This window comes from Octadecabacter temperatus (assembly GCF_001187845.1).
GTDB lineage: Bacteria > Pseudomonadota > Alphaproteobacteria > Rhodobacterales > Rhodobacteraceae > Octadecabacter > Octadecabacter temperatus.
This window is the reverse complement of sequence record NZ_CP012160.1, coordinates 368,690-393,693: the sequence shown is the minus strand read 5'-3', so window position 1 is coordinate 393,693 and position 25,004 is coordinate 368,690. Positions and strand designations below refer to the sequence as shown.

21 protein-coding genes are annotated in these 25,004 nt (G+C 55.4%); 7 read left to right on the top strand and 14 right to left on the bottom strand.

Annotated features, from left to right (window positions below; translation table 11 throughout):
* Positions 1-48: 48 nt before the first annotated feature.
* The 3 genes from OSB_RS02095 to OSB_RS02085 all read right to left on the bottom strand — a co-directional run bounded on the left by OSB_RS02095 (position 49) and on the right by OSB_RS02085 (position 3,522).
* On the bottom strand, positions 49-1,593 hold the full coding sequence (locus OSB_RS02095) for an ABC transporter permease (protein WP_082166402.1): 1,545 nt from the start codon (positions 1,591-1,593) through the stop codon (positions 49-51).
* A gap of 1 nt (position 1,594) precedes the next feature.
* The gene (locus tag OSB_RS02090) at positions 1,595-2,401 is read right to left on the bottom strand and encodes an ATP-binding cassette domain-containing protein (protein WP_049833425.1); all 807 of its coding nucleotides are present in this window, start codon (positions 2,399-2,401) and stop codon (positions 1,595-1,597) included.
* A gap of 119 nt (positions 2,402-2,520) precedes the next feature.
* Positions 2,521-3,522, bottom strand: coding sequence for a taurine ABC transporter substrate-binding protein (locus OSB_RS02085; protein ID WP_049833424.1), 1,002 nt, complete (start codon positions 3,520-3,522; stop codon positions 2,521-2,523).
* A 342-nt stretch (positions 3,523-3,864) separates the two neighbouring features.
* Between OSB_RS02085 and OSB_RS02080 the strand changes: the two genes are divergently transcribed.
* Positions 3,865-4,905 (top strand): aromatic ring-hydroxylating dioxygenase subunit alpha, encoded by a 1,041-nt coding sequence (locus tag OSB_RS02080; protein ID WP_049833423.1) that lies wholly within the window; start codon positions 3,865-3,867, stop codon positions 4,903-4,905.
* 1 nt (position 4,906) lies between these two features.
* On the opposite strand, the gene OSB_RS02075 is transcribed toward OSB_RS02080, so the two are convergent.
* The 5 genes from OSB_RS02075 to OSB_RS02055 form a co-directional block, all read right to left on the bottom strand.
* The gene (locus OSB_RS02075) at positions 4,907-6,013 is read right to left on the bottom strand and encodes an aminodeoxychorismate synthase component I (RefSeq protein WP_082166401.1); all 1,107 of its coding nucleotides are present in this window, start codon (positions 6,011-6,013) and stop codon (positions 4,907-4,909) included.
* 20 nt (positions 6,014-6,033) lie between these two features.
* The gene (locus OSB_RS02070) at positions 6,034-6,327 is read right to left on the bottom strand and encodes a Dabb family protein (RefSeq protein WP_049833421.1); all 294 of its coding nucleotides are present in this window, start codon (positions 6,325-6,327) and stop codon (positions 6,034-6,036) included.
* 96 nt (positions 6,328-6,423) lie between these two features.
* Complete coding sequence (locus OSB_RS02065) at positions 6,424-9,732, bottom strand: error-prone DNA polymerase (protein WP_082166400.1); 3,309 nt, start codon at positions 9,730-9,732, stop codon at positions 6,424-6,426.
* Positions 9,729-11,195 carry a Y-family DNA polymerase gene (locus OSB_RS02060; RefSeq protein WP_074202174.1) on the bottom strand — a complete coding sequence of 489 codons (1,467 nt, stop codon included), beginning with the start codon at positions 11,193-11,195 and terminating at the stop codon, positions 9,729-9,731. The genes OSB_RS02065 and OSB_RS02060 overlap by 4 nt, the downstream gene beginning before the upstream one ends.
* Entirely contained in the window at positions 11,122-11,703 is a 582-nt protein-coding gene (locus OSB_RS02055) for an ImuA family protein (protein ID WP_049836005.1), read from the bottom strand. The genes OSB_RS02060 and OSB_RS02055 overlap by 74 nt, the downstream gene beginning before the upstream one ends.
* A 134-nt stretch (positions 11,704-11,837) precedes the next feature.
* Between OSB_RS02055 and OSB_RS02050 the strand changes: the two genes are divergently transcribed.
* On the top strand, positions 11,838-12,656 hold the full coding sequence (locus OSB_RS02050) for a bifunctional allantoicase/(S)-ureidoglycine aminohydrolase (RefSeq protein ID WP_049833418.1): 819 nt from the start codon (positions 11,838-11,840) through the stop codon (positions 12,654-12,656).
* A gap of 35 nt (positions 12,657-12,691) precedes the next feature.
* On the opposite strand, the gene bhcR is transcribed toward OSB_RS02050, so the two are convergent.
* The gene (gene bhcR / locus OSB_RS02045; protein ID WP_049833417.1) at positions 12,692-13,543 is read right to left on the bottom strand and encodes an HTH-type transcriptional regulator BhcR; all 852 of its coding nucleotides are present in this window, start codon (positions 13,541-13,543) and stop codon (positions 12,692-12,694) included.
* A 165-nt stretch (positions 13,544-13,708) separates the two neighbouring features.
* On the opposite strand from bhcR, the gene bhcB reads away from it, so the two are divergent.
* From bhcB to bhcD, 3 genes are read left to right on the top strand one after another with little or no spacing between them, the layout of a single operon-like run.
* Complete coding sequence (bhcB, locus tag OSB_RS02040) at positions 13,709-14,659, top strand: beta-hydroxyaspartate dehydratase BhcB (RefSeq protein ID WP_049833416.1); 951 nt, start codon at positions 13,709-13,711, stop codon at positions 14,657-14,659.
* A gap of 13 nt (positions 14,660-14,672) precedes the next feature.
* Complete coding sequence (gene bhcC, locus OSB_RS02035; protein ID WP_049833415.1) at positions 14,673-15,836, top strand: 3-hydroxy-D-aspartate aldolase BhcC; 1,164 nt, start codon at positions 14,673-14,675, stop codon at positions 15,834-15,836.
* Positions 15,837-15,845: 9 nt separating this feature from the next.
* Complete coding sequence (gene bhcD, locus OSB_RS02030; RefSeq protein ID WP_049833414.1) at positions 15,846-16,811, top strand: iminosuccinate reductase BhcD; 966 nt, start codon at positions 15,846-15,848, stop codon at positions 16,809-16,811.
* Between the two features lie 5 nt (positions 16,812-16,816).
* Here the strand turns inward: bhcD and OSB_RS02025 are convergent, their stop codons facing one another.
* The 4 genes from OSB_RS02025 to puuE form a co-directional block, all read right to left on the bottom strand.
* Positions 16,817-18,781, bottom strand: coding sequence for a PEP/pyruvate-binding domain-containing protein (locus tag OSB_RS02025; protein ID WP_049833413.1), 1,965 nt, complete (start codon positions 18,779-18,781; stop codon positions 16,817-16,819).
* Between the two features lie 153 nt (positions 18,782-18,934).
* Positions 18,935-20,245, bottom strand: coding sequence for a uracil-xanthine permease family protein (locus OSB_RS02020; protein WP_143831164.1), 1,311 nt, complete (start codon positions 20,243-20,245; stop codon positions 18,935-18,937).
* A gap of 23 nt (positions 20,246-20,268) precedes the next feature.
* Positions 20,269-20,796: an ureidoglycolate lyase gene (locus OSB_RS02015; protein ID WP_049833411.1), complete on the bottom strand. Its 528-nt coding sequence runs from the start codon at positions 20,794-20,796 to the stop codon at positions 20,269-20,271.
* The gene (puuE, locus tag OSB_RS02010) at positions 20,793-22,199 is read right to left on the bottom strand and encodes an allantoinase PuuE (protein ID WP_049833410.1); all 1,407 of its coding nucleotides are present in this window, start codon (positions 22,197-22,199) and stop codon (positions 20,793-20,795) included. Before puuE ends, OSB_RS02015 begins: the two co-directional genes overlap by 4 nt.
* Before the next feature lie 142 nt (positions 22,200-22,341).
* On the opposite strand from puuE, the gene uraH reads away from it, so the two are divergent.
* Positions 22,342-22,698 carry a hydroxyisourate hydrolase gene (gene uraH, locus OSB_RS02005; RefSeq protein WP_049833409.1) on the top strand — a complete coding sequence of 119 codons (357 nt, stop codon included), beginning with the start codon at positions 22,342-22,344 and terminating at the stop codon, positions 22,696-22,698.
* On the opposite strand, the gene OSB_RS02000 is transcribed toward uraH, so the two are convergent.
* A complete protein-coding gene (locus OSB_RS02000; protein ID WP_049833408.1) occupies positions 22,683-23,615 on the bottom strand; it encodes a LysR family transcriptional regulator in 933 nt (310 codons plus the stop codon). The two genes, uraH and OSB_RS02000, sit on opposite strands and share 16 nt — an antisense overlap.
* A 105-nt stretch (positions 23,616-23,720) precedes the next feature.
* Between OSB_RS02000 and OSB_RS01995 the strand changes: the two genes are divergently transcribed.
* Positions 23,721-24,956 (top strand): urate hydroxylase PuuD, encoded by a 1,236-nt coding sequence (locus OSB_RS01995; protein WP_049833407.1) that lies wholly within the window; start codon positions 23,721-23,723, stop codon positions 24,954-24,956.
* Positions 24,957-25,004: the final 48 nt, after the last annotated feature.

Below are 25,004 nucleotides of genomic sequence, written 5' to 3'. Positions count from 1 at the left end.
CGGAGCAATGCTCCGGCCCTTGATGTTTCATCGATTGCTAGAGGGCCCTCAGGCCTTGCCTTTCCACGGCACCAGTCGGCGTTCGGCCATACGCATCAGCATGTCGATACCGAAACCAACGACGCCGATGATAATCACACCCATCAGGATGATGTCCGTGCTTTGGAACTTGGATGCGGTGGTGATCATCTTGCCGATGCCTTCCTCGGCGGCGACCAATTCGGCAGCCACAACAGTGCCCCAGCAAACACCCATCGCAACCCGCGCACCGGTAAAGATTTCCGGCAAACTGTTGGGGATAATAACATGGCGTAGGATTTGCCACTTGGATGCACCGAGTGAGTAGGCCGCGTGAACCTTAGTGATACGCACGCCGGACACACCGGAACGTGCGGCGATTGCCATGATCCATAGCGCAGCGAGGAACAGCAGGAAGATCTTGCCGACTTCACCAATACCGAACCAAATGATCACAAGTGGGATCAATGCGAGCGGCGGAACTGGCCGCATGAATTCCACGATCGGGTCAAACCAACCACGGAACCAGTTGGACAGGCCCATCGCGTAACCCAGTGGGATGCCGACGGCTGCACCAAGCATGAAGCCCACGATCACACGGAACAATGAAAAGCCTAAGTGAACCGTAAGGTAAACGTTCTGATAGCCATATTTGGCGACTTCGATGAAGCGGTTCCAGACCGCTTCAGGTGCTGGCAAATAAAGAGGCTGCATCTGCCAACCCGGATTTGGTGAGACGTTGATCGTCCCACGATCAGTGATGGCAACTTTCGCGAACCCAACATCGAAACTAGGCGCTGTATCCACCAGATTGCCATTGTCGTCACGGTTGTTGGGATCGAACATAAATTCATTGCCGTTAATCGCAACAATCTGCGCCTGATGGTCACGACGTGTGAACTCATCGTTTCGGTCCCACGTCACGATTTCGCTGCGGTAGATTTGGATATCTACAGTATCGTTCTTTGCAAAACCGTCACCCGCGTCGATCTCAAGCGGGTCGGAATCTTCGCCAGCATCAAAAACGCGTACGAAAACCTCAGCCTCGTCGGTTTCACCCGCCGCATTCGCAACCGTGTAGGTGAAGCTTGATTCACCTGTGTAGGGCCCTGGAAGGTGCATGAACTTCGGGATCAAGGACGAGCCCGTGAAAGAACACCAAATAACGAAAATCAGTCCGACCGATATGATCGACGCCGCAGTTTCAGAACGAACAGCACTTTCGTCGCCGAACGTCACAGTCTTGAGCGAGGTATAGTCGGCCTTTGGGGTCAGCAGGGTTTTGATCGCCCGCCAGAACACCATAAACAGCAGAACCAGTACGACATAGACCAACAGGTAGGGAACCGCGTTGAGCGCACCCAACAACACATTGCCGGTCTCGGTCCAAAGTTCGCTGAACAAAGTGCCAAATTGATAGGAAATGACTTCCCAAGTTGAGGCGACTTCGCAACCAGCCGGCGGCGTGAAACCGGCCTCAAGTGTTTGGCCTTCGGGAATGGTAACAGCGCGTAATTCCGAGACGACTTCGCCAAGGCGTTCGCGTGTACAGACGAGGTTTACAGATCCAGCCATGTTATGCGTCCTCCCCTGTGCGGCCCATAATTTCTTCTTCCATGTCCCAAATCATGTTGAGGATCTCATCACGTTTGGCACCAAAATCAGGGTGTTTTTTGACTTCGCGCAGATCGGCATCAACGCCGAGTTCTGCGAAAGGCAGGTTGTATTCTTTGTGGATGCGACCCGGGCGTGGCGCCATCACGATCAGGCGTTCGCCAAGCAGCAGTGCTTCCTCAACGGAGTGAGTAATCAAGATGATCGTCTTACCCGTTTCTTTCCACAGCTTCAGCACAAGGCTTTGCATCTTTTCACGGGTCAGCGCGTCCAGCGCGCCAAGGGGTTCGTCCATCAAGATGACATCGGGGTCATTGGCAAGGCAGCGCGCCAAGGCCACACGCTGCTGCATCCCGCCAGACAGTTCGTACACCATCTTTTCTTTGAAATCTTGCAAGCCTACCACGTCAAGAAGGTGGTCGACGTTGCCCATATAGTCAGCTTTTTTCTTGCCAGCCATGCGCGGGCCAAAGCTGACGTTGTCACGAACGGACATCCATTCGAACAGCGCACCTGCTTGAAAAACCATGCCGCGTTCGGCGTCTGGCCCGGTAATTTCATGACCATTCAGAACCAACTTGCCATCTGTTTGGGCAAGAAAGCCTGCAACGATGTTCAAGAGTGTCGTCTTACCGCAGCCCGATGGCCCGAGCACACTCAGTAGTTCGCCCTGCTTTAGGTCGATTGAAACATCTTCGAGCGCTTGGACATGGCCGCCATTGGGCAGCTCAAAGCGCATCGACAGGCCTTGAATAGATAATCCGTTCATTGGGGGGCTCCCTAGCGCCTTGGCGCGAAATTTGGTGGGGATTTGGTCCGGTACGGAGGCCTGAACCATAAGAAAACGAGGGCCCAGCGCGCATGCACTAGGCCCCCGAATTATAGGTCTTACATGTCGTTGGCAGCTGCCAATGGACCTGTGTTGATTGCGCCCTCATAGGAGTCGAGAGCCGCGTCAATGGAACCCGCTTCAACAAACACGTCCGCCACACCCTTAAGGTAAGCCGGAGCAGATGCACCAAGCCAAGCTGCGCCGAGCTGCTCTTCAACAGTTGGGAACACGAATGTCGCCATTGTCGCTGCAGTCGCTTCAGCGTCCATACCAGCGTCTTGTGCGATGACAGGCAACATAGTGTCCATCATGTCACCAGCATTCCACATTGCGTTGGCTTCTGCAGTCACCGCGAGGAACTTGGAAACGGTCTCGCTGTTTTCAGCAACCCATGCTGTTGGTGCGGAAGTTACGTCAAACACAAGAATGCCGAGTGCTGTTTTCTCGTCGCCGGACATCAACGTGTTACCGCTTTCAAGTGCGCGACGCAGCGAACCGCCCCAACCACACATCATGTCGATAGAACCCTGAGCCAGTGCAGCAGCACCGTCTGGTGGTGACATGTCGACAACATCCAAGGAAGACACGTCAACGCCGAAGTGGTCCATCTGGCGCAAGAAGCCATAGTGCGCAGCTGTACCGAGTGGAACAGCAACTTTGGAACCCGCCAGATCGGCTACGGAAGATGCATCAATTTCGAGGTCGGAACGTACAACGCAGTTGTCGTTGTCAGCGTAAGACACAGCAACGTCGAGCATCTGAAGATCTTGACCCGCGGATGTTGCAACTACGAACGGTGGAACGCCTTGGGAAACGGACAGATGAACGTCGCCGGATGCCATAGCAGCGGACATCGCAGTACCGGTGTCGAAAGACACCCAGTTGATTTCCATGCCGAGGGCTTCTTCGTATGTGCCCTGAACTTTTGCGTACTGGAATGGCATTGGCCACTCAAGGAAGTAGCCGACAGTGATTGCGTGGCCGTCTGCCATAGCTGTTGAGCCAGTCAAAGCAGCGACTGCGCTAAGAACGATAGCGCCAGTTGTTTTCTTGAACATTGAGATTCCCCTGTTGGTTGGAGTGTCGCCCGCTTAAGTTGGGTGACTTTATTGTTGTGCCTCACCTTGTGAGACTTGCTTTTCGCGTGATCAGCGTAGGAAGCGAATGGACAACTCGTCAAATGGTTTCTAGAAATTGGCCTTATTCCTGCTCGTATGCTGGCACTATAAATACCGCAGATTTTGCGTGCCGTCGCTAAAAATAAGACGGAACGCAGCAAATCCTCAATGAATTACCCTTTGGGTACGCGTAACCTTATCTATACAGTTAGTTTCGCGGTCAGCTTGATAGTTTGCCCGAATCCTGAATTATTCAGTCTTCGAATTCTCAAAGGACTAACGATGTTTTTAAAGAACGCTTGGTACGTCGCAGCATGGGGCCATGAGGTCACACGCGAGTTGCAGCAGATTACCGTTCTAGGTGAAAACATTTGTGTATTCCGTTCCGAAGCGGGTGAGCTTGTCGGACTTGAGGACGCCTGCCCCCACCGCAAGCTTCCCCTTTCAAAGGGCCGGATCAAAGGCGACACAGTCGAGTGTGGTTATCACGGGCTGACATTCAACTGCGTCGGTCAGTGTGTCTGGGCACCGGGTGCGAGTGGCATTCCGTCAAACGCAAAAGTCCACGCCTATCCACTACATGAAAAATACGGTCTGGTTTGGGTTTGGATGGGTAATCCAGCGCTGGCAGACATCAACGAGATCTTTGAAATCGAGAACTACGGTGACCCCGCTTGGGGCATTAACCGCGGTGCCGCGATGGAGCTGGACTGCAACTACCTGCTGATGTGCGATAACCTATTGGACCCGACCCATGTCGCATGGGTACACCAATCCAGCTTTGCCACCGATGCGACCAAAGACACGCCGCTGCGCGTTTCCAAAACCGATGACGGCGTGATCGTACATCGCTGGATGATGGATCATGAGCCTGCACCGTTTTACAAAAAGGTTGTCGAATTCGAAGGTAATTGTGACCGCCTACAGCACTATGAGGTCCGCTACCCGTCCCACGCGTTGATTAAGGCTGTGTTTACGCCTGCGGGAACTGGTGGCCCTGATGGCCCGCTGCATGAGAAGACGTTCATCATGGACAGCTACAATTTCATGACCCCAACGACCGAGGGCAAGACGCGCTACTATTGGTTCCAATTGCGCAATATCCGCCCAGATGATGAAGCACTTTCGCAGATGATGAGTGAGGACGTGCAGCACGCCTTTGAAGAAGACCGTGACGTTCTGAACGCGGTGCAAAAAGGGATGAGCAACAAGACGTCCCCACACATCGACCTACCGATTGATGGCGGCCAATTGCGGTTCCGACGTCAGTTGCAGGCCATGATCAACGAAGAACAGCAGGTCGACAAACAGATGGCAGAATAGCCTAGCTGAGTTTCGCGAATTGCGCCTTTAGCAGCGCTTCATCGTATTCATCCTGTGCGGTGCTGTCATAGACAACACCACCGCCAACGTTCAGCTGCACAGTTCCATCTTGCCGATACATCAACGTGCGGATCGCGACGCTAAATTCCATCGCGCCGCTCGGGGCAATCCATCCGATGGATCCACAATACGCACCGCGAGCTTGCGTCTCGACTTCGGAAATAATCTCCATCGCACGTACTTTGGGCGCGCCAGTGATCGATCCACACGGAAACAACGCCATGAACAGGTCTTTGATGTTGGTTCCGTCGACCACTTTCGATGTGATCGTTGACGTCATCTGATGCAAAGTCGCGAAACGCTCGACCGCGAACAATTCCGGCACCTTTACGCTGCCGATCTCAGACACACGCGACATGTCGTTGCGCAGCAAATCAACAATCATCAGGTTCTCGGCGCGGTTCTTTTCTGATGCTTTCAAACCATCGCGCAGTGCATCGTCCTCACCCGGTGTGTTCCCACGCGGGGCTGTGCCTTTCATCGGCTTTGTTTTCAGTTCGCCCTTTGCGGACAGCGAGAAAAACAGCTCAGGTGAGCGGGACAACAATGCCACGCCTTCCAGGTCCACCAGCGCACCGTGCGGCACGTTTTGGCGGTGCGTTAGGCTAGCATAAAGTGCGTTAGATGAGGCGGACGAACGTGTGGCAATCGGGAATGTCAGGTTAACCTGATAGATATCGCCCGCACCGATGTAGTCATGAACGACGTCAAAGGCTGTCCCGTACTGCTGCGCGCTCCACTGCGGCTGAAGCGCGTCCAGTTCTGCATGTGTTTCGGTGTTCTCAGCCCTTTGTGACTGCGGCGCATCAAAAACCCCAAAGTGAATTAGCGGGGTTTCGCGGTTCTCGGGCATCAGCTTTTCAAGCTTATGCGACGTTAGATACCCAAACTCGTATGAGACATATCCGGCCAGCCATTTGCCGTCCGCCTGCGCCTGCTGCATGGCGGTGAACGCCGCATCGACCTCATCCGGCGTATCCGCGCGGATGATATCCGCTGGCTGCGAAAACTCCGCTCCATTCCCGTTTGGCCCTTTGTCAAAGACCACTCTTGATGGGCGAACCTGCGTCAAAAGTCAGCTGCGATCCGCATTTCGCGCAAGGGGCGCACGACGGCAATCGCGTCCTGATAGAGTTGATGGGATTTGTAGGCCTGAAGTGCTGCGTCATCGACGAATTCAGCGTAAACGACGACATCGATCTCACCGGACAGAGCGTCCACTTGGCTGTTTTGCACGACCTCAAACGTTGAAGCGTGCGGGATGTCTGCCAGCATGGAAAGCCCGTCAACAATTCGCGCAACGTCTGCCTTGTCCTTGGCACTGAAAAGGACAACGTGGCGAATGAATGATCTGTCTTTCATGGCGAAACCTGTTCTCAAAGGGCATCAATGGTTGGCGCACATGTGGCTTAGATGGATCGTGGTTTCAAGGTGTGAGTGTGTGTTTGAATGCGCGGGTCAGTGAAAGTCCCGACTTGGGAACAGACGCTTTGCCTGATCGCGGGGGTGCATGGCGCGGGCTTGCGGCTTGCGGGGGCGCGGTGTGTCATCGGCTTGGGGTTGTGTTTCGCCAATTGCATCGTCCATCGGGTGGCCAAGCTCGCTTAGGCAATGGGACATGTCCTCGATGTGCTGCGCGATCAGATGAACAACGATGCCTTCACGCTGCAAAAACCCGTGCACGCGCAACAAACGCCCCCCCATCACGGTGCGGCGATATTGTTCATAGACCTTGGGCCACACGATCACATTGGACACACCGGTTTCGTCCTCAAGCGTCAGAAAGACGACACCCGATGCCGTTCCGGGGCGTTGGCGGGTGATGACCAATCCGCAAACCGAGATACGTTTCAGGGGCGCGTTGACCAGTTCCGCATGGGACGTGATTTCACCCATCGACGGGCGCAACAATTCCATCGGATGGGCGCGCAATGACATCCGGATAGAGACATAGTCCTCAACAACTTCCTCGCCCAAGTTCATCGTTGGCAGATTCACCTGTGGTTCAACGATCCCTTCCCCCTCAATAGAATTGTCAAACAACGGCAAAGGATTCGTCCCCTTGATCGCTTTGACATGCCAAAGCGCATCGCGCCGATTAAGGCCTGTGTCACAAAACGCATCCGCCTCGGCCAGCTTTTCTAATGTTGCAGGCGCGATGCCGGCCTGTAGCCATATGCCTTCGGGGTCCGAATACCCGTTCCCACGTGCAGCAACGATCCAATCGGCGTCTTCTTCTCTAAACCCTTTGATCTGGCGAAACCCAAGCCGCAGCGCCAAGGCCCCGTCCATGCGGCGTTCCAGCGTATTGTCCCATGTGCTGTGGTTCACGCTAATCGGGCGCACCTCAACCTGATGTTCACGGGCATCGCGCACGATCTGAGCAGGCGCATAAAATCCCATCGGCTGGGAATTCAGCAAAGCGCAGGCAAAGACCGCCGGATGGTGACATTTCAACCAAGCAGACACATAGGCCAGCATCGCAAAGGCGGCAGCGTGGCTTTCAGGGAACCCGTATTCAGCGAACCCTTCGATTTGACCAAAACACCGTTCTGCCACGTCGAGTGGGTACCCATTGGCGAGCATCCCGTTGATGAATTTATCCCTGAACGTCCCGATGGTGCCCATCCGCCGAAACGACGCCAGTGACCGGCGCAGATGGTCGGCTTCTTCCGGCGTGAACCCTGCCCCGACAACGGCGATCTGCATCGCCTGTTCTTGGAACAGCGGCACCCCAAGCGTCTTTCGCGTGACCTCAGACAATGCACTGCCAAAGGGTTCCGGTTTCTCACGCCCTTGGCGGCGGTTGATATAGGGATGCACCATGCCGCCCTGAATGGGGCCGGGCCGCACGATGGCGACTTCGATTACCAGATCATAAAACTCGCGTGGTTTCATACGTGGCAGGAAATTCATCTGTGCACGACTTTCCACCTGAAACACACCCACTGCATCCGCAACACACAGCATGTCATAGGTCGCAGTATCGGCCTGCGGAACCTTCGCAATCGACAGTGTTTGTTTCTCGTGCTGCTGCAACAAATCAAACGACTTTCGAATACAGCTGAGCATTCCAAGACCCAAAATATCAACCTTCAGAATCCCCAGCGTGTCGATGTCATCCTTGTCCCATTCAATGACCGTGCGATCCTCCATCGCGGCGTTTGAAATCGGACACAATTCATCAAGCCGCCCCTTGGTGATGACAAAGCCGCCGACATGCTGGGACAGATGACGCGGAAATCCGATGACCTCCCCGATAAGACGGATGGTTTGCGCAAGGCGACGATCGGTTGGATCAAGGCCAAGCTCGCGGATACGATCAGGGTCCGCGCCGCCGTTTGATAGCCCCCAAATCTGGCTCGAAAGACCGGCCGTCACATCCTGACTAAGCCCCATCACCTTACCGACCTCGCGGATCGCCGCGCGAGATCGGAAATGGATCACCGTTGCGCACAGCCCAGCGCGATGGCGGCCGTATTTCTCATAGATATGCTGGATGACTTCTTCGCGACGCTCATGCTCAAAGTCGACATCGATGTCAGGCGGCTCACCCCGAAACTCAGACACAAAGCGTTCGACCACCATCGTGATGGTTTCAGGGCTGACGTCCGTGATCCCCAGAAGGTAGCACAAAATGGAGTTCGCCGCCGACCCGCGCCCTTGGCACAGGATGCCTTGGGAGCGCGCGAATTGGACGATGTCATAAACGGTGAGGAAATAGGCCGGAAATTCCAACTTCTCGACCAGTGCCAGTTCCTTTTTCACCTGTGCATGGGCCTTTTCAGTGGCCCCGTTCGGGTAACGTCGCTTTAACCCCTCAGCCGCAAGGCGCGTAAGGCGTTCTTGCGGGGTTTCCGCCTCGGAAATCTCGTCGGGGTATTCATAGGACAGCTCACTCAAGCAAAACGTGCAGCGTGCGGCGATTTCCATTGAGCGACGGATCGCGGCGGGATGGTTGCGGAACAGACGCGCCATATCGCCATGCCCCTTAAGGCGCCGTTCAGCGTTGGGAAGCGCGCGGGTGCCGATCTGATCAATCGTGATGTGTTCGCGCATGCAGGTCAGCACATCGACCAACTGACGACGGCTGCCGCGGTGCATCAAGACATCCCCCACGGCGACCATCGGGGCCGCGATTTTGCGGGCTTGATACGCGCAGGCATCAAAATACGCTTGGTCACTGCCATCATATCGCGGGGCCGCGCCTAGGAACACACAGCTTGGGTAACGCTGCTGGATCGCCTGAATGTGCCGGGTGCCTGCGCTGACATTTCCTTGCGGGAGGGCGATCAGGATCATGCCTTTGCCGTTTTCCAGCAGGTCACTGTGTTGCAGGTGGCAGTCACCCTTTTCGGCGCGTCGTTTGCCCAGTGTTAACAACCGACTGAGCCGTGCGTAGGCGGCGCGATCACAGGGCAGCGCGATCCATTCAACAGGGCTGTCGGTGAGGACCAAACGGCAACCAACAATAAGCTGTGGCACGCGCGCGGCGGTGGGGCGTTCAATCGGGGTGGTCGGTCCGGTTTCTTGCCGCGAGGAAGCGTCAATCTGATGTTGCGAGCGAATGCGGATGGCATCCTCGGCCTCACGCTTCAGCTCTTTCAGGGCGCTATAGGCCCGCACGACCCCTGCCAGTGAATTACGGTCGGTAATGGCGACTGCTGCCAGCTCAAGCTCGGCAGCACGCGCGACCAGTTCTTCGGGATGCGACGCCCCCGTGAGGAAGGTAAAATTCGTGGTGACACTGAGTTCCGCATAGCTCATGGGAATTGCCCCTGCACGAACCAGCCGGGGTTCTGCGGCGTGTAAAACAGCCACAGCCGCCGCCCCTGTTTGGTTTCCACCTTCCAATAGTCCCGCACGCCTGAGCGCCAGTTCACGTCTGTCAACCACCACTCCGGTGCGATCCGTTCTGGGCCCGTGGCGCGTTCCACCCGAAATGACATGCGTCGCCAGCGCAGATGACGCGGTGGCGCAGGGCCTGTTCCCATAATCGGTTCAGGCGGGAAAAGCTGGATTGGACGTTCACGCAGGGCCACCCATGATCCGGTGGGTTCCGAAAACGCGGCGGGCGCGATGATGTGGCTGCGTTCGGGGATGTGGCTGTCTGCGGGCAAGAACCGTTGCACGTTTTCCAACCCGATCCGGTTGCCGATCCGCGAGATCAGATCGTCCAACTTACCGTCGTTACGCCCCTGTGAATGGATCAATTGTTGAACGGGCAGCGGTTCCACGGACGTGGCCACAAGGCGCAATTGGTCAATCCCAAACCCTGCATCAATCGCACCTACGCCGCGTTCAAACAGGGGCAAAATGCGCAAAGGGTCACGCAACGGGCGGGCAAGGCGCACCTCAACCTCTTGGTTCTCTTTGTCGACGCGGCGCATAATCAACGACAGCACCCGCGCACCCATTTCTTGGGCCTTTAGCTTTTCGCAGAGCTTCTCAAGCAGACGACCCGTGCCGGCCATCACGTCGGCCTCTAGCCCGATGGGGTCCGGCAGGGTTAGCCGCACCTGATACCTAGGTGGGTCCGGCAAGGGTGAGACGTGTTCGGCCTGCTCTCCGGTTGCCTGATCCAACCGCAACAAGACCTCTGCGCCAAATCTGCGGGCAACTGTGGCGCGGGGCAACGCCACCAATTCAGCGATGGAACGCACACCAAGGCGTTGCAGGCCAACGCTGCTTTTATCATCCAGACGCAGCGCGGCCACGGGCAGCGGGCCAATGGCATCAAGGGGCTGATCCTGCGGCGCAATCCCCTCGCCGTAATGCGCCAGCGCCCACGCCGCCCCGCGCGTGTCTGCAATGCCGCTGCGCACGGACAGGCCCGCGCGTTTCAGGCGTAGGTGAATGTCGTGCAGCATGCGCGGCTCACCGCCAAACAAATGGGTGGAGCCCGTGACGTCCATGACCAAACCGTCTGCACCATCCAGCCCGACCCACGGGCAATACCGTTTCGCCCAGCGCGCCAAGATGTTCAAAAACTTCTGATCCCCCACGGGGTCCGCCGGGTGGCTTTGCAGATCGCGGCAAAACGCCCGTGCATCTGAAAACCCCATGCCTGCTTGCAGCCCGTGCTGCGCCGCTTGTTGGTTCAGACAATAAACCCGCTCGGTATTGCTTTGTCGTTGGGTCAGCGCAAAGGGCGCATCAACCGGACGCGCCCTGAGAAACCGGTCGCTCGCCAGCCTCGGAAACCACAATGATACGACGCGTCTCGGCATTCCAGCGCAAAGTCCAAGCTGTTAATGTTCCTGATTTGTTCTTAATAATTTCCCAGCGCTGAAGAGTCGAGTCCACTGCATCAAAGATCGGTTCACAACGCCAGCGGGTTTGTGCAGCATTGCTGCCCATTCCATCAGGCAAAATGCACAGGCCTGTCGATTTCCCCGTTTCAGCCGCCAGCTGCAAACGTCGCCCTGCCGTCAGGCCGATTGGCTTGGTCAATTCGATTACGGTCAGGCCAACAGCGCCCGAGCGCAGGGATTCTTCCGCCGTGGCGAGCACCTCAGTTTGATCCTTGCCCTTAGCAAGCAGCAGTTTGTGTGGATTGACATACTGGTTGAACCCTACGGGATTGATTTGATCCGCCAGCCACGCCTCGCGGATCCATAAAACAGACGCCTGCTGCTGGCCTGCCAGTGCAAATGCAAAGCTGAACGCACTTGGCCCGCAGGCCTCATGCACGCGCTTGTTTTGCAGTGGGAAATATGTCGAAAAATCAAAGCTCATGGCGAACGTTATCAAATTGGTCGTGGATTTGAACAGGGGCTCCAAGGTGTACACAATGATTATCAACCTTTTCAAACGAGTGTTGTGGCGCGTTGGGGGCTTGGTGCTACGAAAGAGCCGTTTATGTTAGATGTATGAAAAAGCCCACGTATTACGCCCCGCAGGGTGGCCATCCACCCCAAACACAACTGCTGACCGACCGTGCCATTTTCACGGAGGCCTATGCCGTAATCCCAAAAGGGACGATGCGTGATATTGTGACCAGCAACCTGCCGTTCTGGGACAAAACCCGCGCGTGGATTTTGGCGCGCCCCCTGTCTGGCTTTGCTGAAACGTTCAGCCAATACATTGTCGAAGTCGCGCTTGGTGGCGGATCCGAGAAACCTGACACCGACCCAGAGGCACAGGCGGTGATCTTCGTTGTTGAAGGCGGCGCGACGCTGACGATCGATGGCACAGCGCACACTCTGACCGAGGGCAGCTACGCCTACATTCCCGTCGACACACCGTGGACGTTTAAGAATGACACTGATGCGCCTTGTCGGTTCCATTGGATTCGCAAGGCTTATGAATGGGTTGAGGGGATCGAAGCCCCCCCTGTTTTGGTCACCAACGACAATGACGTAGAGCCGACCTATATGCCTGACACAGACAACGCGTGGGGCACCACGCGGTTTGTGGATCCAAGCGATATGCGCCACGACATGGCCGTCACGATTGTAACATTCCAACCGGGCGGGGTGATCCCTTTCCTTGAAACGCATGTCATGGAGCACGGGCTTTATGTGCTTGAAGGTAAGGCGGTCTATAACCTGAACAACGATTGGGTTGAGGTTGAGGCCGGCGATTTCATGTGGCTACGCGCGTTTTGCCCGCAGGCCTGTTACACAGGCGGCCCCGGCCAGTTCCGTTACCTTCTTTATAAAGACGTGAACCGGCACCCCGGGTTGTAGGCAAATCCTACTAAAAGAAATGAAACAACGTTTTATTAAACCTCTGTTGGCGGCACCCCGCCAAGCGTGCGCGTAAGGGCGTTTGCTTCTGAGCGCACGATCGCACCGATGTCGCTGATGCGATTATCGGTGATGCGCGCGACGGGCCCCGAAATAGACAGGCCACCAATAGCCTCTCCGTAGATGTCAAAAACAGGGGCCGCAATACAACGCATACCGATATTTTTCTCTTCCGCATCAAAGGAATAGCCGCGCGCCCGTGTCTCGGCCAAGTCCGCCGTTAAAGCAGCTGCATCAGTCAAAGTATGCTCAGTAAACTGCTCGATTTTTTGCGCCGCAAGCAAGGCGTTTACCCGTTTCTCGCTCCATAGTGCGAGCAGCGCTTTACCGATGCCGGACGCATACATCGGTGACACCGTACCTGGCGGAAAGAACGCGCGGATCGCATGGTGGGTTTCAGATTGGCTCAGGAATAGAACATTCGCGCCTTTGGCGATGCCAAGGTTCGCTGTTTCTTCAGTTGCTTCCATCAAGCGCCTCAAATGAGGTCGTGCGCGTTCCACCATAGACGAGCGACGCAGGAATTTTGCCCCCGTCAAAAAAGCCCCTGCCCCGACGGACCATACTTGGCGGGTTGGGTTAAACTCTGTGAAGTCATGGGCCTGAAACGTTGTCAAAACACGATAGACCGTCGCGGGTGACTGGCTCAGCGCACTTGAAAGCTCGCTTAACGTGGCCTCTTCCATATCCCCAAGACGCGACAGGATCTGCAAAGCGCGGTCCAACGATTTGATCGTGTTCTGGTCCGTTTTATCAGTCCAAGCTTTAGGCCGCCCACGTGCGCGTGTCGCTGAAGAAATAGGGTTGTCTGACACGGGCCACTCCATTTTTGAAAATCGTTTTCAATATATGAAAAAATCTAGCGCTCTGACAAGACAAGGATTTTTTCCGCCGCGCCCAAACGGAAACCCAAGTTCGAAAAAATTGTTCGATAACTTTCACCACCGTAAAATGAACATGACAACACCAACTGCCAGCCAAGGAGGTTGCCAATGTATATACCGACCTACCAAGACATGCTGGATGCCCACTCCCGAATTGAGCCGCACATCTTGCGCACGCCTATTCGGACATCGCCATTCCTGAATGAGCTAACGGGTGCCGAACTGTTCTTTAAATGTGAAAATTTCCAGACACCGGGTGCGTTTAAGGTGCGCGGTGCGTCCAATGCTGTTTTTGGTTTGGACGATAAGCAAGCCGAGCTTGGGGTCGCGACTCATTCATCTGGCAACCACGCATCGTGCCTGTCTTACGCGGCAATGTTGCGCGGCATTCCGTGCAATGTCGTGATGCCGAATACGGCACCACAAGCCAAGAAAGACACCGTCGCGCGGTATGGTGGCAAAATCACCGAGTGCGCGCCGTCGACCACGTCGCGCGAAGAAATCTTCGCCAAGGTTCAGGCAGCAACGGGTGGTGATTTCGTACATCCCTACAACGACCCGCGCGTGATTGCGGGTCAAGGCACTTGCGCGCGTGAGTTCATGGAACAAACCGATGGTTTGGACATGGTTGTCGCGCCCATCGGTGGTGGTGGTATGATTTCGGGCACCTGCCTGACGTTGTCGAACCAAGCCCCTGAAGTGCAGATCATCGCCGCCGAACCCGAACAGGCCGACGATGCCTATCGCAGTTTCAAAGCAGGACACATCATCGCCGACGATGCACCCAAGACCATCGCAGATGGGCTGCTGGTGCCGCTGAAAGACCTCACATGGCATTTCGTGTCCAAACACGTCACTGACATCCTGACAGCATCCGAAGATGAAATCATCGATGCCATGAAGCTGACGTGGAAGCATCTTCGCGTCGTCATGGAGGCCAGCAGCGCAGTGCCCTTGGCAACGATCCTTAAGAACAAAGAACGGTTCGCAGGTAAGCGGGTCGGTATCATCATCACAGGCGGGAATGTCGATCTCGACAAACTGCCTTGGCTCAAGTGAAGGAAACACGCACATGAACACGCAACCAAACTTCGATGACTTTGAGGTTGGCTATGACATTCCGGCAAAACCGGGAATGGATGAAGCGAACATTCAGACGCCGTGCCTGATCCTTGATCTAGACGCGCTTGAGCGCAATGTTAAGAAAATGGGCGATTACGCTAAGGCCCACGGCATGCGCCACCGTGCCCACGGGAAAATGCACAAATCCGTCGACGTGTTGAAGCTGCAACAAGACATGGGCGCCGCGATTGGCGTGTGCTGTCAAAAGGTGTCCGAGGCCGAAGTGTTCGCACGTGGCGGCATCAAGGACGTGATGGTATCCAACCAAGTGACAGAGCCTGCAAAAATCAAACGCCTTGCTGAAATGCCAAAACATGGTTGCCGCGTGTTGGTTTGTGTCGATGACCCAGAAAACGTGCGGGCCCTTTCGGACGCCGCTGTTGCCGCGGGCACCGAGATTGAAGCGCTCGTCGAGATCGACTGCGGCGCGGGGCGTTGCGGCGTCAGCACAACGCAGGACGTTGTGAACATTGCCAAGCTGATCGATGCGGCGCCAAATCTGAAGTTCGCAGGCATCCAAGCCTATCAAGGTGCGATGCAACACATGGATCTATATGCGGACCGTAAAGAGAAACTCGACATCGCCATCGCGCAGGTCGGCGATGCAGTGCAGGGCCTGAAATCCAACGGGTTGGACTGTGACATCGTTGGTGGTGGGGGCACTGGATCGTACTATTTTGAAAGCGCATCTGACGTTTACAACGAGCTTCAATGCGGGTCCTACGCCTTTATGGATGCGGATTACGGCCGCATTTTGGATAAAAACGGCAAGCGGATTGATGACGGCGAATGGGAGAACGCGCTGTTCATCCTAACCACCGTAATGAGCCACTCAAAAGCCGACAAAGCCATCGTCGACGCAGGCCTAAAGGCCCAATCTGTTGATAGTGGACTGCCAACAATCTACGGGCGCGATGACGTTGAATACCTGAAATGCAGCGACGAACACGGCGTGGTCGGGGACCCGAACCAAGCGCTGAAAGTCAACGACAAGCTAAAGCTGGTCCCAGGGCACTGCGACCCGACCTGCAACGTGCATGATTGGTATGTTGGGGTTCGCAATGGCAAAGTCGAAACCGTTTGGCCCGTATCCGCACGCGGCAAAGCATTTTAAGGAATCCCAATGTATATCGTCCCTGAAGCCGCCATCGCGGACATTCTAACGCGCGATGCGGCGTTTGACGCTGTTGAGAACGTCTTTGCGGCCATGTCGGCAGGCGATGCCTACAATTTCCCAGTCATCCGCGAGGCCATCGGCCATGAAGACGCACTGTATGGGTTCAAAGGTGGGTTTGACGGCAAGGGGATGTCTCTTGGGCTTAAGGCTGGCGGGTACTGGCCCCATAACCTTGCGGAACGCGGGCTGATCAACCACCAGTCCACAGTGTTTCTGTTCGATCCCGACACCGGCAAGGTCGCCGCGATGGTCGGGGGCAACTTGTTGACGGCATTGCGCACCGCTGCCGCGTCTTCGGTTTCGATCAAGCACCTCGCACGCAAAGACAGTAAGGTGATGGGCATGATCGGCGCAGGGCATCAGGCGAAATTCCAACTGCGTGCTGCGTTGGAAACGCACCAGTTCGAGAAAGTCATCGGCTGGAACCGTAATGCTAATGCGCTATCCACGCTTGCCGACGTTGCCGCCGAGTTCGACCTGCCATTTGAGGCCGTATCGCTTGAAGGTATGGTTGAGGCCGATGTTGTTATCTCAATCACCTCCGTGTTCTCGCCCATCTTTGGCGCGGCGCACATCAGCGATGGCACGCATGTCGCCTGCATGGGGACCGACACAATTGGCAAACAAGAAGCCGATACCGATCTGGTGACGAAGGCAACGGTATTTACTGATGAGGTCGCCCAGTCAGTAACGCTGGGCGAGGCACAGCACGCGGTTGGCGCTGGGCTGAAATCCCGCGAAGACATTCATGAGCTTGGCGCTGTTATCAATGGCACGCATAAAGGGCGAACATCTGATACCGAGATTACGTTGTTTGACGGCACTGGAGTTGGCCTGCAGGACCTCGCTGTGTCCGCATCCATCGTCGAAATTGCCAAAGCCAAGGGCATCGGCCTGGAAGTTGATTTCTAATCGACTTACCCAGTCCAAGGACGCGCTTGTTTGATCGCCAACTTTCCGTGGCTGTCAATCTTGAACTCGACGTCCATTGCAAAACTCTCATCCGTTGAACGTCCATAGAGAAACTGGAAATGAGTTTGAATTTTCTTGAGCTGCAACGCGAGCTCCATCAGGTCTTTGTGTCCGATCACGGTGTCATCCGAAGACACCAAACTTGAGCGGCGGATATAGACTGTCTCATAAGGGTGCTGTTTCTCTGGGTCGATATTTTGCAGCAACAGTACCTCTTCTGCCGTTTGCGTACCGTCAGGATTTGTCACCATGTCTTCGCCAACTTGGGCGTTGATGAAATAGCCCTCAAAGGTCGGAAAATAGAAGTTCCGCGTCAGTGCGACGCCATTCACACGTTCATCGTCAAAGTTCGGGTGCACCAGCACGCCCATCGCGGCAGTCAGGTGATCGATGCGGTAGAATTCACGCTCGTTAAAAGCACGAAGGTTCCATAGGCTGGCCCAAACCTGTTTGATCGACTTTTCGATATGCCCTTCATCAAGGCGGTGGGTGTAGGAATCATAGAGCCCTGCCCCAGTAAAACCGACCAAGTCTTCATTGTTGGCACTGGATCGGCAGCGTGGTGTTGTGCCTTCGGGAAAGGCGCGATGCATCGCATCCAGTTTATCACGCATGGGCGTGGTCATTGGCGCCGCTTTGATGTCTTTACGAAATGCTTTCAGTAGATCTTTGCGTTGCTCATCATCCTGGAACGCGGGATCGTTCATCATGACTTGCAACGCATCATAAAGCCCGTTCGCAACCATGAAGTCATGGTAAAACGAGAACGGGACTGCAAAGCCATTTGGCACATACTTTGGATCAATTGCACGGCGCAGTTCGGCGAGATTGGCGGCTTTGGCCCCGAATGCGTCCACTTGCGTCCACGCCAAGTCGTCCAACGCGACGATATCGCGTGGCCCCAAGTTTCGTGGCGGCGTTTGGGTGTTAGCTGGGCGGCGGGTTTCGAGCGCCGCGAGCATTTCAACCGTTGTAACGGGGACTACTTCCAATCGATCCGCGGTCACTGACAGTCTGATTGGTTTGCCGACATGCTCGCTCAACAACGGGCTTTGCGCGGCGTTTCGGAGATACGCATTGGCGATATCATTCTGCTGCGCCCGCAGGTTTACGTGCGACAACGGTGTTTGCGGTGCAGCGCTTATCACCCCCGCAACCAGCGGCAGATCATTGGGCAAAGTTTCATAAATCACGATGTCCGTCGGCGACGGTGGCCGCGGGTCATCACCCGTCATCAATCGCAAAATACCGACCGCCTCACCAAGGTTAAGGGGGTTGTACTCGATCCCGTCAAACAGCTCAGTTGTGGAAACCGTGCGCACGTTGTGGGAAGCGAAATCGTCGGCATCACGGATCAGCAATTGTTCCTGAACATCTCCTGATGGGTGATAGGCCAGCGTGCCTTGGGCAAACTCCATCCTCGCTTCGACCATCTGAAACGCTTGGGCAACATAGGTGGTGCTGACAGGATCCGTTGGCCAGAACTCTAATGCGTACAGACCTTGGCTACCGTCAGGCCGTTGGAAATTGTCATACGCCAGAACCGTCCCCGCTAGAAATTGACGATCTTCCGCGAAATAGGTCACGCGGTTGAACGTGGCGACATCATGTACAAACCCAAGGTGGTCGCGCGCAAAATCAAAGTGCAGTGGATTGCGCGTAGAATTCATGAAATGCAGCGTCGGCACATCCTGATCATAGCCGGAAATCAGGAATTTGACCTCACGCACAGCGAGTATGCCGGGAACATCATCGCGAGCGGCGAATGCCTCGAACATTGTGCGATCCGTTAGAGCTGTAGCAGCTTCAACGGGCGCGATGTTACTCGGTGCTGGTATGTGACGGGCAGGTTCAGGCAACGCAGGAAGACGGATATGTGGATCAAACTTAATGCGTGCGCCGATGCTCATGATCCTGCCTTCTCTCAAAAATCGAGCTCAGGATCAGCGCGAACGCGGCGAATGTCCAATGGTGGTTTTCCTAACCTCGGCAGGACCTTGCCATATCACGCAAAAGGCCCCCGCATCGCTGCGGGGGCCCAATTCGATTTTGCTTACCGTGACTTAGTCTTCGTGTGGCAAAACCAAGTTCAGGATCACAGCCATTACAGCTGTTGGTGCAACAGCGGATGTTGCCAGAACCTTCAGCGTTGCAGGCAGGTACTGAACTGCCGTTGGTACGAGGTTCAGCCCCAAACCGAAGGCAAGTGAGACTGCGATGATAACCATGTTGCGGCGGCTCATCTTCACTTCGGTCAGCATGTTCAGACCAGCAGATGCAACCATTCCGAACATCACGATCACACCGCCGCCGAGAACAGGCAAAGGCATGGAAGCGATGACAGCGCCGATCTTTGGCATCAAGCCACAGATGATCAGGATGATACCACCAATCGTCACAACGTGACGCGACATGATCCCAGTCATGCCCACGATACCAACGTTCTGACTGAAGGACGTGTTTGGCAAGCCACCGAATACGCCTGCAACTGCAGTACCAAGACCGTCAGCGTAAGTCGCACCAGCAATTTCTTCGTCCGTTGCATCACGACCAGCACCTGCTTTTGCAGTCGCGGATGCGTCGCCAACCGTTTCGATCGCAGACACGATGGAAACGATTGTCACCGCAATGACGGCACCAAGGTTGAATTCGAACCCATATGGCAGAGGCTTGATTGGTGTGATCCATGCAGCACCGGATACCGCACCGAAGTTCACCATGCCCAGCGCGTAGGCCAATGCGTAACCCGCTAAAAGACCGACCAGGATTGCGGCATTAGACAACGCGCCCTTGGTGAAGAACTTCAACAGCAACGACACAACAATCACAGTCAACGCAACAGACCAGTGCTTGAGGGAACCAAAGCTTTCAGCCGCCATCTGGAAGTCTGCCGCGCCGCCAGCTGCGTATTTGATCGCAACAGGAATAAGGTAGAGACCAATCGCCAAAATCACGAGGCCCGTCACAAGCGGTGGAAACAAGAAGCGAATGTTTTTAATCACTGCGCCGAGAAGGAAGTGGATGACACCACCGATGATGCAAGCGGTCAAAGCAACGCTTAGACCCATTGTCGCGGCGATGCCGGCAAGGACACCAACGAACGCAAAAGACGTACCCTGCATTATGGGCAAGCGCGCACCGATCGGGCCGATGCCCACAGTTTGAAACAGAGTCGCGATACCCGCAAACAGCATCGCCATTTGGATCAAGTAAATTTGCTCTGGCCCACCGAACGCAAGACCAGCGGCCCCCGCAACGATAATGGATGGTGTCACATTTGAGGCGAACATCGCCAGCACATGTTGAAGACCCAGCGGCACGGCTTGCGCCAATGGCGGCGTGACATTTGGGTCCGAATAAGAAGTATCTGTCATTGTCATTATCCCTTGTTTTTCCCTTAAGTTCTGATTGGCCCGTCTTGTGCGGGCTTTTGGTCGTGTTGTGCGGGCTCGATGATGAATGCTTCGTCGAACCAGTGTTCTTCTAGGTTGTCGCCGGCCCCGATGCGGTCAACGACGGCAAACAGTCCGGGCGCGTGCAGCGGCGTCAGCACCCCATGCCATGTGTTTTTATGATAGTTGATCGCCTGCCCCGACGTCGTTGTGAACGCACGCGGGGTGGCAGGCTTACCGCCAGCGTCATGTGCTACGATAACCAAGAATGGATGCTCGGTCATCGGGATGAATGCTTGGCTGCCATTAGGATGGCGCTCCATCATGTCTAATGTGTACGGCAAGCTACGCGGTTGCGCGTTGAACAGGCTGATGCCCGCCCTGCCGTCCGCAACATCTATTTGCGCGCGATCATGAAACCGTCCGCACAGACCTTGGTTGATGATCTTATCGGCCGTCCCAGTGCAATCCAACACATCGCCAAACGGGGCGAAGGCATCAGCCGTAAGGGGTTCGACGCGAATTTGGTTCATGTGAAATGATCCATCAAACGGTGTTCGGCAATACGTTCAACCTGCGCGCACGCGGTCGCAAATTCAGTTTCGGTATCATGTCCAATGCGGGTGTAGAACGCGGCCAAGATGCTGGCTTTGTCGTTGTCACGCACAGCGATGATGAAAGGGAAACCATGCTTTTCAACGTACTGCGTGTTGAGCGCCTGAAACGTTTCGCGTTCACCGTCCGTCAACGCATCCAACCCAACACCCGCCTGCTCAGACGTGCTTTCAGCGGTAAGGCGACCGGCGGCGGCAAGCCTACCCGCTAAATCAGGGTGCGCGATCAATACGCTGAGGCGTTCATCACGGCTGGCACTGCGGAAAATTCTGCAAAGTGCTGAGTGAACCCCTGTTGCACTGTCGTGAGTAACACCAAGGCCCAGCGCATAGGCGCGTTCCGCGATCCAAGGAGAATGTTCAAAGATGCTACCAAAGGTCGACACAAAGTCAGCCTCTTTCATCTGGCTTGGGCGATCCCAACGTTTGGCCGGGTTTTGCGCGGCCCAATGGTCGGCAATTTCTTCACGGGTCGCGAACCAAACGCCATCAAAGCTATTGGCGTAGGCGATAAAGTCCTGCAGCGCCTGCGCGCGGCCCGGACGCCCCACGAGACGGCAATGAAGACCCAGCGACATCATCCGTCCGCCTTCCGCATAAAGCACGTCGAACGTGGCCTTCAGATAATCGAAAAACTGCGTACCAGAGTTGAACCCCTGTGGCGTGGCAAACCGCATGTCGTTGCAATCAAGCGTGTACGGTACAATTAACTGGTCGTGATCGCCGAATTCTAGCCAGTAGGGAACGTCATCCGCATAACTGTCCGCGATGTATTTAAACCCACCTTCTTCAGCGGCCAGACGGATCGTATTTTCGCTTGAGCGACCCGTGTACCATCCACGTGGGCGGGAGCCCGTCACTTCGGTATGCAACTGTACGGCCTCGGCTATTTGGGCACGTTCGTCGACCTCGGGCATGTCTTTGTGTTCGACCCATTTCAAACCGTGCGACGCGACTTCCCAGCCTGCCTCAAGCATCGCTTTGACCTGCTCGGGTGCACGCGCAAGCGCCGTTGCAACACCGTAAACCGTTACGGGTAAATGGTTCAGGATCCGGTGTAACCGCCAGAAACCTGCGCGCGCACCATATTCGTAAATCGATTCCATGTTTGCATGGCGTTGATCTGGCCATGCAGCCGCACCGACGATTTCGGACAAAAACGCCTCAGACGCGGCGTCCCCGTGGAGGATATTGTTCTCGCCACCTTCTTCATAATTCAGGACAATTTGCACCGCGATACGGGCATCATCCGGCCAATTGGCTGCGGGTGGTGTCGCGCCGTAACCTGTAAGGTCGCGGGGGTAGGCGTTTCTATCTGTCATTCTTGTCCCTAAATCTTAACGATATGGTAACCTAAAATATCCTGCGGCATTTACAGGGAATTCTTGAAAGACTCTTTCGTGACCCGTGTTTGCGTTGCGTGTGAACAACACGCAGATAGGATGATGAAAAAGGAGGCCCTTTATGTCTGGTTATCTGACGACCCATGTTCTCGACACGGCACGCGGCGTTCCCGCGCAAGGAATCAAAATCGCGCTGTATCGCGTGAGCGGCAGTTCCCACACGAAGATCGCTGAGACTGTCACGAACGATGACGGCCGGACTGACAGCCCGATCCTACCCGCCGAAAAATTCAAGACAGGCACCTACGAACTGGTGTTCTTCTGCGGCGCATATCTAGAGGCCAACGGCCAAGCGTCGGGTGACACTAAGTTCCTTGATGAAATCCCACTACGTTTTGGCATGGACGATGCGGCGGCCCATTACCACGTGCCACTTTTGCTATCGCCATTCGGCTATTCAACCTACCGCGGTAGCTGAACGCTTTCTTGGGCGGTGTTCATTGCCGCACCGATCCGCGTGGTCATGAATTCCATGAACAATCGCGTCTTCGGGTCTTGGCGGCGACGGTGTGTGTACAAACACGCCATTTGAATGGGCATCGGTGGCGTCTTTTCCGCAACCGGCACCAAGCGCCCAGCATTCAAATGCTCGGCCACCTCAAACACAGGCTTAAGCGCGATGCCCTCCCCAGCGAGCGCCCAATCTGTTAACACATCGCCATCATCACACTCATAGCGCCCTGACACGCGAAAGCGCTTTGGGCCGTCGGCGGTTTGCAAGCGCCATTGGAATTCCGGCGCACCTGGGTAGCGCAAGTTCAGACAATTGTGTCCATCATCGATGAGCGCCTGACCATCGATGGGGTTGCCGCGTTTGGCGATGTAGTCGGGCGCGGCCACTAAGACACGGGTGCAATCCGCGATCGGCTTAATACGCAGATTGCTGTCCGCTGGTTCCCCGAGAAAGAACGAAATATCGAGGCCTTCGGTCGTGAGGTCGACCTTCCGGTCCGTCAAACGAAGCCGAATATCAATCAACGGATAGTCCCGGACGAATTCCGGCACCAGCGGCGCAAGCAAACGCCGCCCCACGCCCAACGGGGCAGCCACATAAAGTGACCCCTTCGGATTATCCGTGATCCCAGCGACTTGCCCTTCAGCTGCATCAACGGCTTCAAGCACCGCGGTTGCACCCGTATAAAACGCGCGCCCCTGCTCCGTCGCAGTTAGGCTACGAGTGGTGCGTTGAAACAGGCGCACGTTCAGATGTTCTTCAAGCGACGAAATCCGCGAAGACGTAACTGCGGGGGAAATGCGTAAGTCGCGGCCCGCAGAAGACATGCTTCCAAGCTCGTAAACGCGTACGAAGGTGCGGATGTTGTCGAGATAGGACATTGTTTTGCATTTCTTGATAGAGCGACGTGTTACTTCGGAATAGCAAAACAAAGCCGCTAAAGATAGGTTGGACATAACGATAGGACACAAGGACGGAACCGCGCCATGTTTGATGCACTAATTCTTTGGGAATGGACTGCCTTCGCCGTGCGCTGGGTGCATGTCATTACCGCGATGGCATGGATTGGCGCCTCGTTTTATTTCATCGCGCTGGACCTGATGTTGAAGAGCGCTGACGACATGCCAGAAGGCGCGTCCGGTGAGGAATGGGAAGTCCACGGTGGCGGGTTCTATCACACGACCAAGTACCTCGTGGCACCTGCGCGCCTGCCAGAACACCTGACGTGGCACAAATGGCAAAGCTATTCGACGTGGTTGTCCGGTGCTGCGCTTTTGATGATCATCTATTGGGTTGGTGGTGAGCTGTATTTGATCGACGCCGCGAAAGCCGATCTTGCGCTTTGGCAGGGCATCGCCATTTCCGCATTGTCGTTAACGATTGGCTGGCTGCTTTACGATTTCTTGTGCAAATCCAAACTAGGTGAAAGCCCAACGACACTGATGCTGCTGTTGTTCGCCATTCTTGTGGTTATGTCATACGGCTATAATCAAGTTTTCACGGGCCGCGCTGCGATGCTGCACCTTGGTGCATTCACTGCGACGATCATGACAGCAAACGTGTTCTTCATTATCATGCCGAACCAACGCATCGTTGTGAAAGACCTGCAAGACGGCCGCACGCCCGATGCCAAGTACGGTAAAATCGCTAAGCTGCGCAGCACGCACAACAACTATCTTACCTTGCCAGTCATCTTCTTGATGCTGTCCAATCACTACCCCCTGTCGTTCGCGACGCAGTATTCATGGATCATCGCATCGCTGATCTTCCTGACTGGCGTTACGATCCGTCATTACTTCAACACCATGCACAAAACGGGCAAAGGCCCGCATTGGACATGGGCTGTAACGGTGCTGCTGATGATCGTGATTGCATGGCTGTCCACGGCGAACATGTGGGAAAGTTATGAAGACGCCGAAGCACGCGCGCTCACACCATATGAGGAAACATTCGCTCAGGCGGACGGGTTTGAGGATGCCCATGATATCGTCATGGGGCGATGTTCCATGTGCCATTCCCGTGATCCATTTTATTCTGACAGCATGCTTTGGGCACCCAAAGGTGTGCTTCTGGACACCCCTGCTGACATCGCCAGAAACGCACGGGCGATCTATATTCAAGCGGGTGTAAGCCACGCCATGCCCCCTGCGAACGTTACGATGATGTCGAACGAGGACCGCGCCGCGATCGTGCGTTGGTACAAAAACGCGGAAACCTTCTAACCCCCCCCCCCCCCCCCTCCCTTCTTTTATTGCGAATAATTCGCAACT

What these genes read in the sequence shown, in the direction of transcription:
- OSB_RS02020 (WP_143831164.1), bottom strand. Translation starts at nt 20,245, where the DNA reads ATGACAGATACTTCTTATTCGGACCCAAATGTCACGCCGCCATTGGCG.
- OSB_RS02025 (WP_049833413.1), bottom strand. Translation starts at nt 18,781, where the DNA reads ATGAGCATCGGCGCACGCATTAAGTTTGATCCACATATCCGTCTTCCT.
- uraH (WP_049833409.1), top strand. Translation starts at nt 22,342, where the DNA reads ATGTCTGGTTATCTGACGACCCATGTTCTCGACACGGCACGCGGCGTT.
- OSB_RS02060 (WP_074202174.1), bottom strand. Translation starts at nt 11,195, where the DNA reads ATGCCGAGACGCGTCGTATCATTGTGGTTTCCGAGGCTGGCGAGCGAC.
- OSB_RS02085 (WP_049833424.1), bottom strand. Translation starts at nt 3,522, where the DNA reads ATGTTCAAGAAAACAACTGGCGCTATCGTTCTTAGCGCAGTCGCTGCT.
- OSB_RS02000 (WP_049833408.1), bottom strand. Translation starts at nt 23,615, where the DNA reads ATGTCCTATCTCGACAACATCCGCACCTTCGTACGCGTTTACGAGCTT.
- bhcB (WP_049833416.1), top strand. Translation starts at nt 13,709, where the DNA reads ATGTATATACCGACCTACCAAGACATGCTGGATGCCCACTCCCGAATT.
- OSB_RS01995 (WP_049833407.1), top strand. Translation starts at nt 23,721, where the DNA reads ATGTTTGATGCACTAATTCTTTGGGAATGGACTGCCTTCGCCGTGCGC.
- puuE (WP_049833410.1), bottom strand. Translation starts at nt 22,199, where the DNA reads ATGACAGATAGAAACGCCTACCCCCGCGACCTTACAGGTTACGGCGCG.
- OSB_RS02090 (WP_049833425.1), bottom strand. Translation starts at nt 2,401, where the DNA reads ATGAACGGATTATCTATTCAAGGCCTGTCGATGCGCTTTGAGCTGCCC.
- OSB_RS02070 (WP_049833421.1), bottom strand. Translation starts at nt 6,327, where the DNA reads ATGAAAGACAGATCATTCATTCGCCACGTTGTCCTTTTCAGTGCCAAG.
- OSB_RS02080 (WP_049833423.1), top strand. Translation starts at nt 3,865, where the DNA reads ATGTTTTTAAAGAACGCTTGGTACGTCGCAGCATGGGGCCATGAGGTC.
- OSB_RS02065 (WP_082166400.1), bottom strand. Translation starts at nt 9,732, where the DNA reads ATGAGCTATGCGGAACTCAGTGTCACCACGAATTTTACCTTCCTCACG.
- bhcD (WP_049833414.1), top strand. Translation starts at nt 15,846, where the DNA reads ATGTATATCGTCCCTGAAGCCGCCATCGCGGACATTCTAACGCGCGAT.
- OSB_RS02050 (WP_049833418.1), top strand. Translation starts at nt 11,838, where the DNA reads ATGAAAAAGCCCACGTATTACGCCCCGCAGGGTGGCCATCCACCCCAA.
- bhcR (WP_049833417.1), bottom strand. Translation starts at nt 13,543, where the DNA reads ATGGAGTGGCCCGTGTCAGACAACCCTATTTCTTCAGCGACACGCGCA.
- OSB_RS02015 (WP_049833411.1), bottom strand. Translation starts at nt 20,796, where the DNA reads ATGAACCAAATTCGCGTCGAACCCCTTACGGCTGATGCCTTCGCCCCG.
- bhcC (WP_049833415.1), top strand. Translation starts at nt 14,673, where the DNA reads ATGAACACGCAACCAAACTTCGATGACTTTGAGGTTGGCTATGACATT.
- OSB_RS02095 (WP_082166402.1), bottom strand. Translation starts at nt 1,593, where the DNA reads ATGGCTGGATCTGTAAACCTCGTCTGTACACGCGAACGCCTTGGCGAA.
- OSB_RS02055 (WP_049836005.1), bottom strand. Translation starts at nt 11,703, where the DNA reads ATGAGCTTTGATTTTTCGACATATTTCCCACTGCAAAACAAGCGCGTG.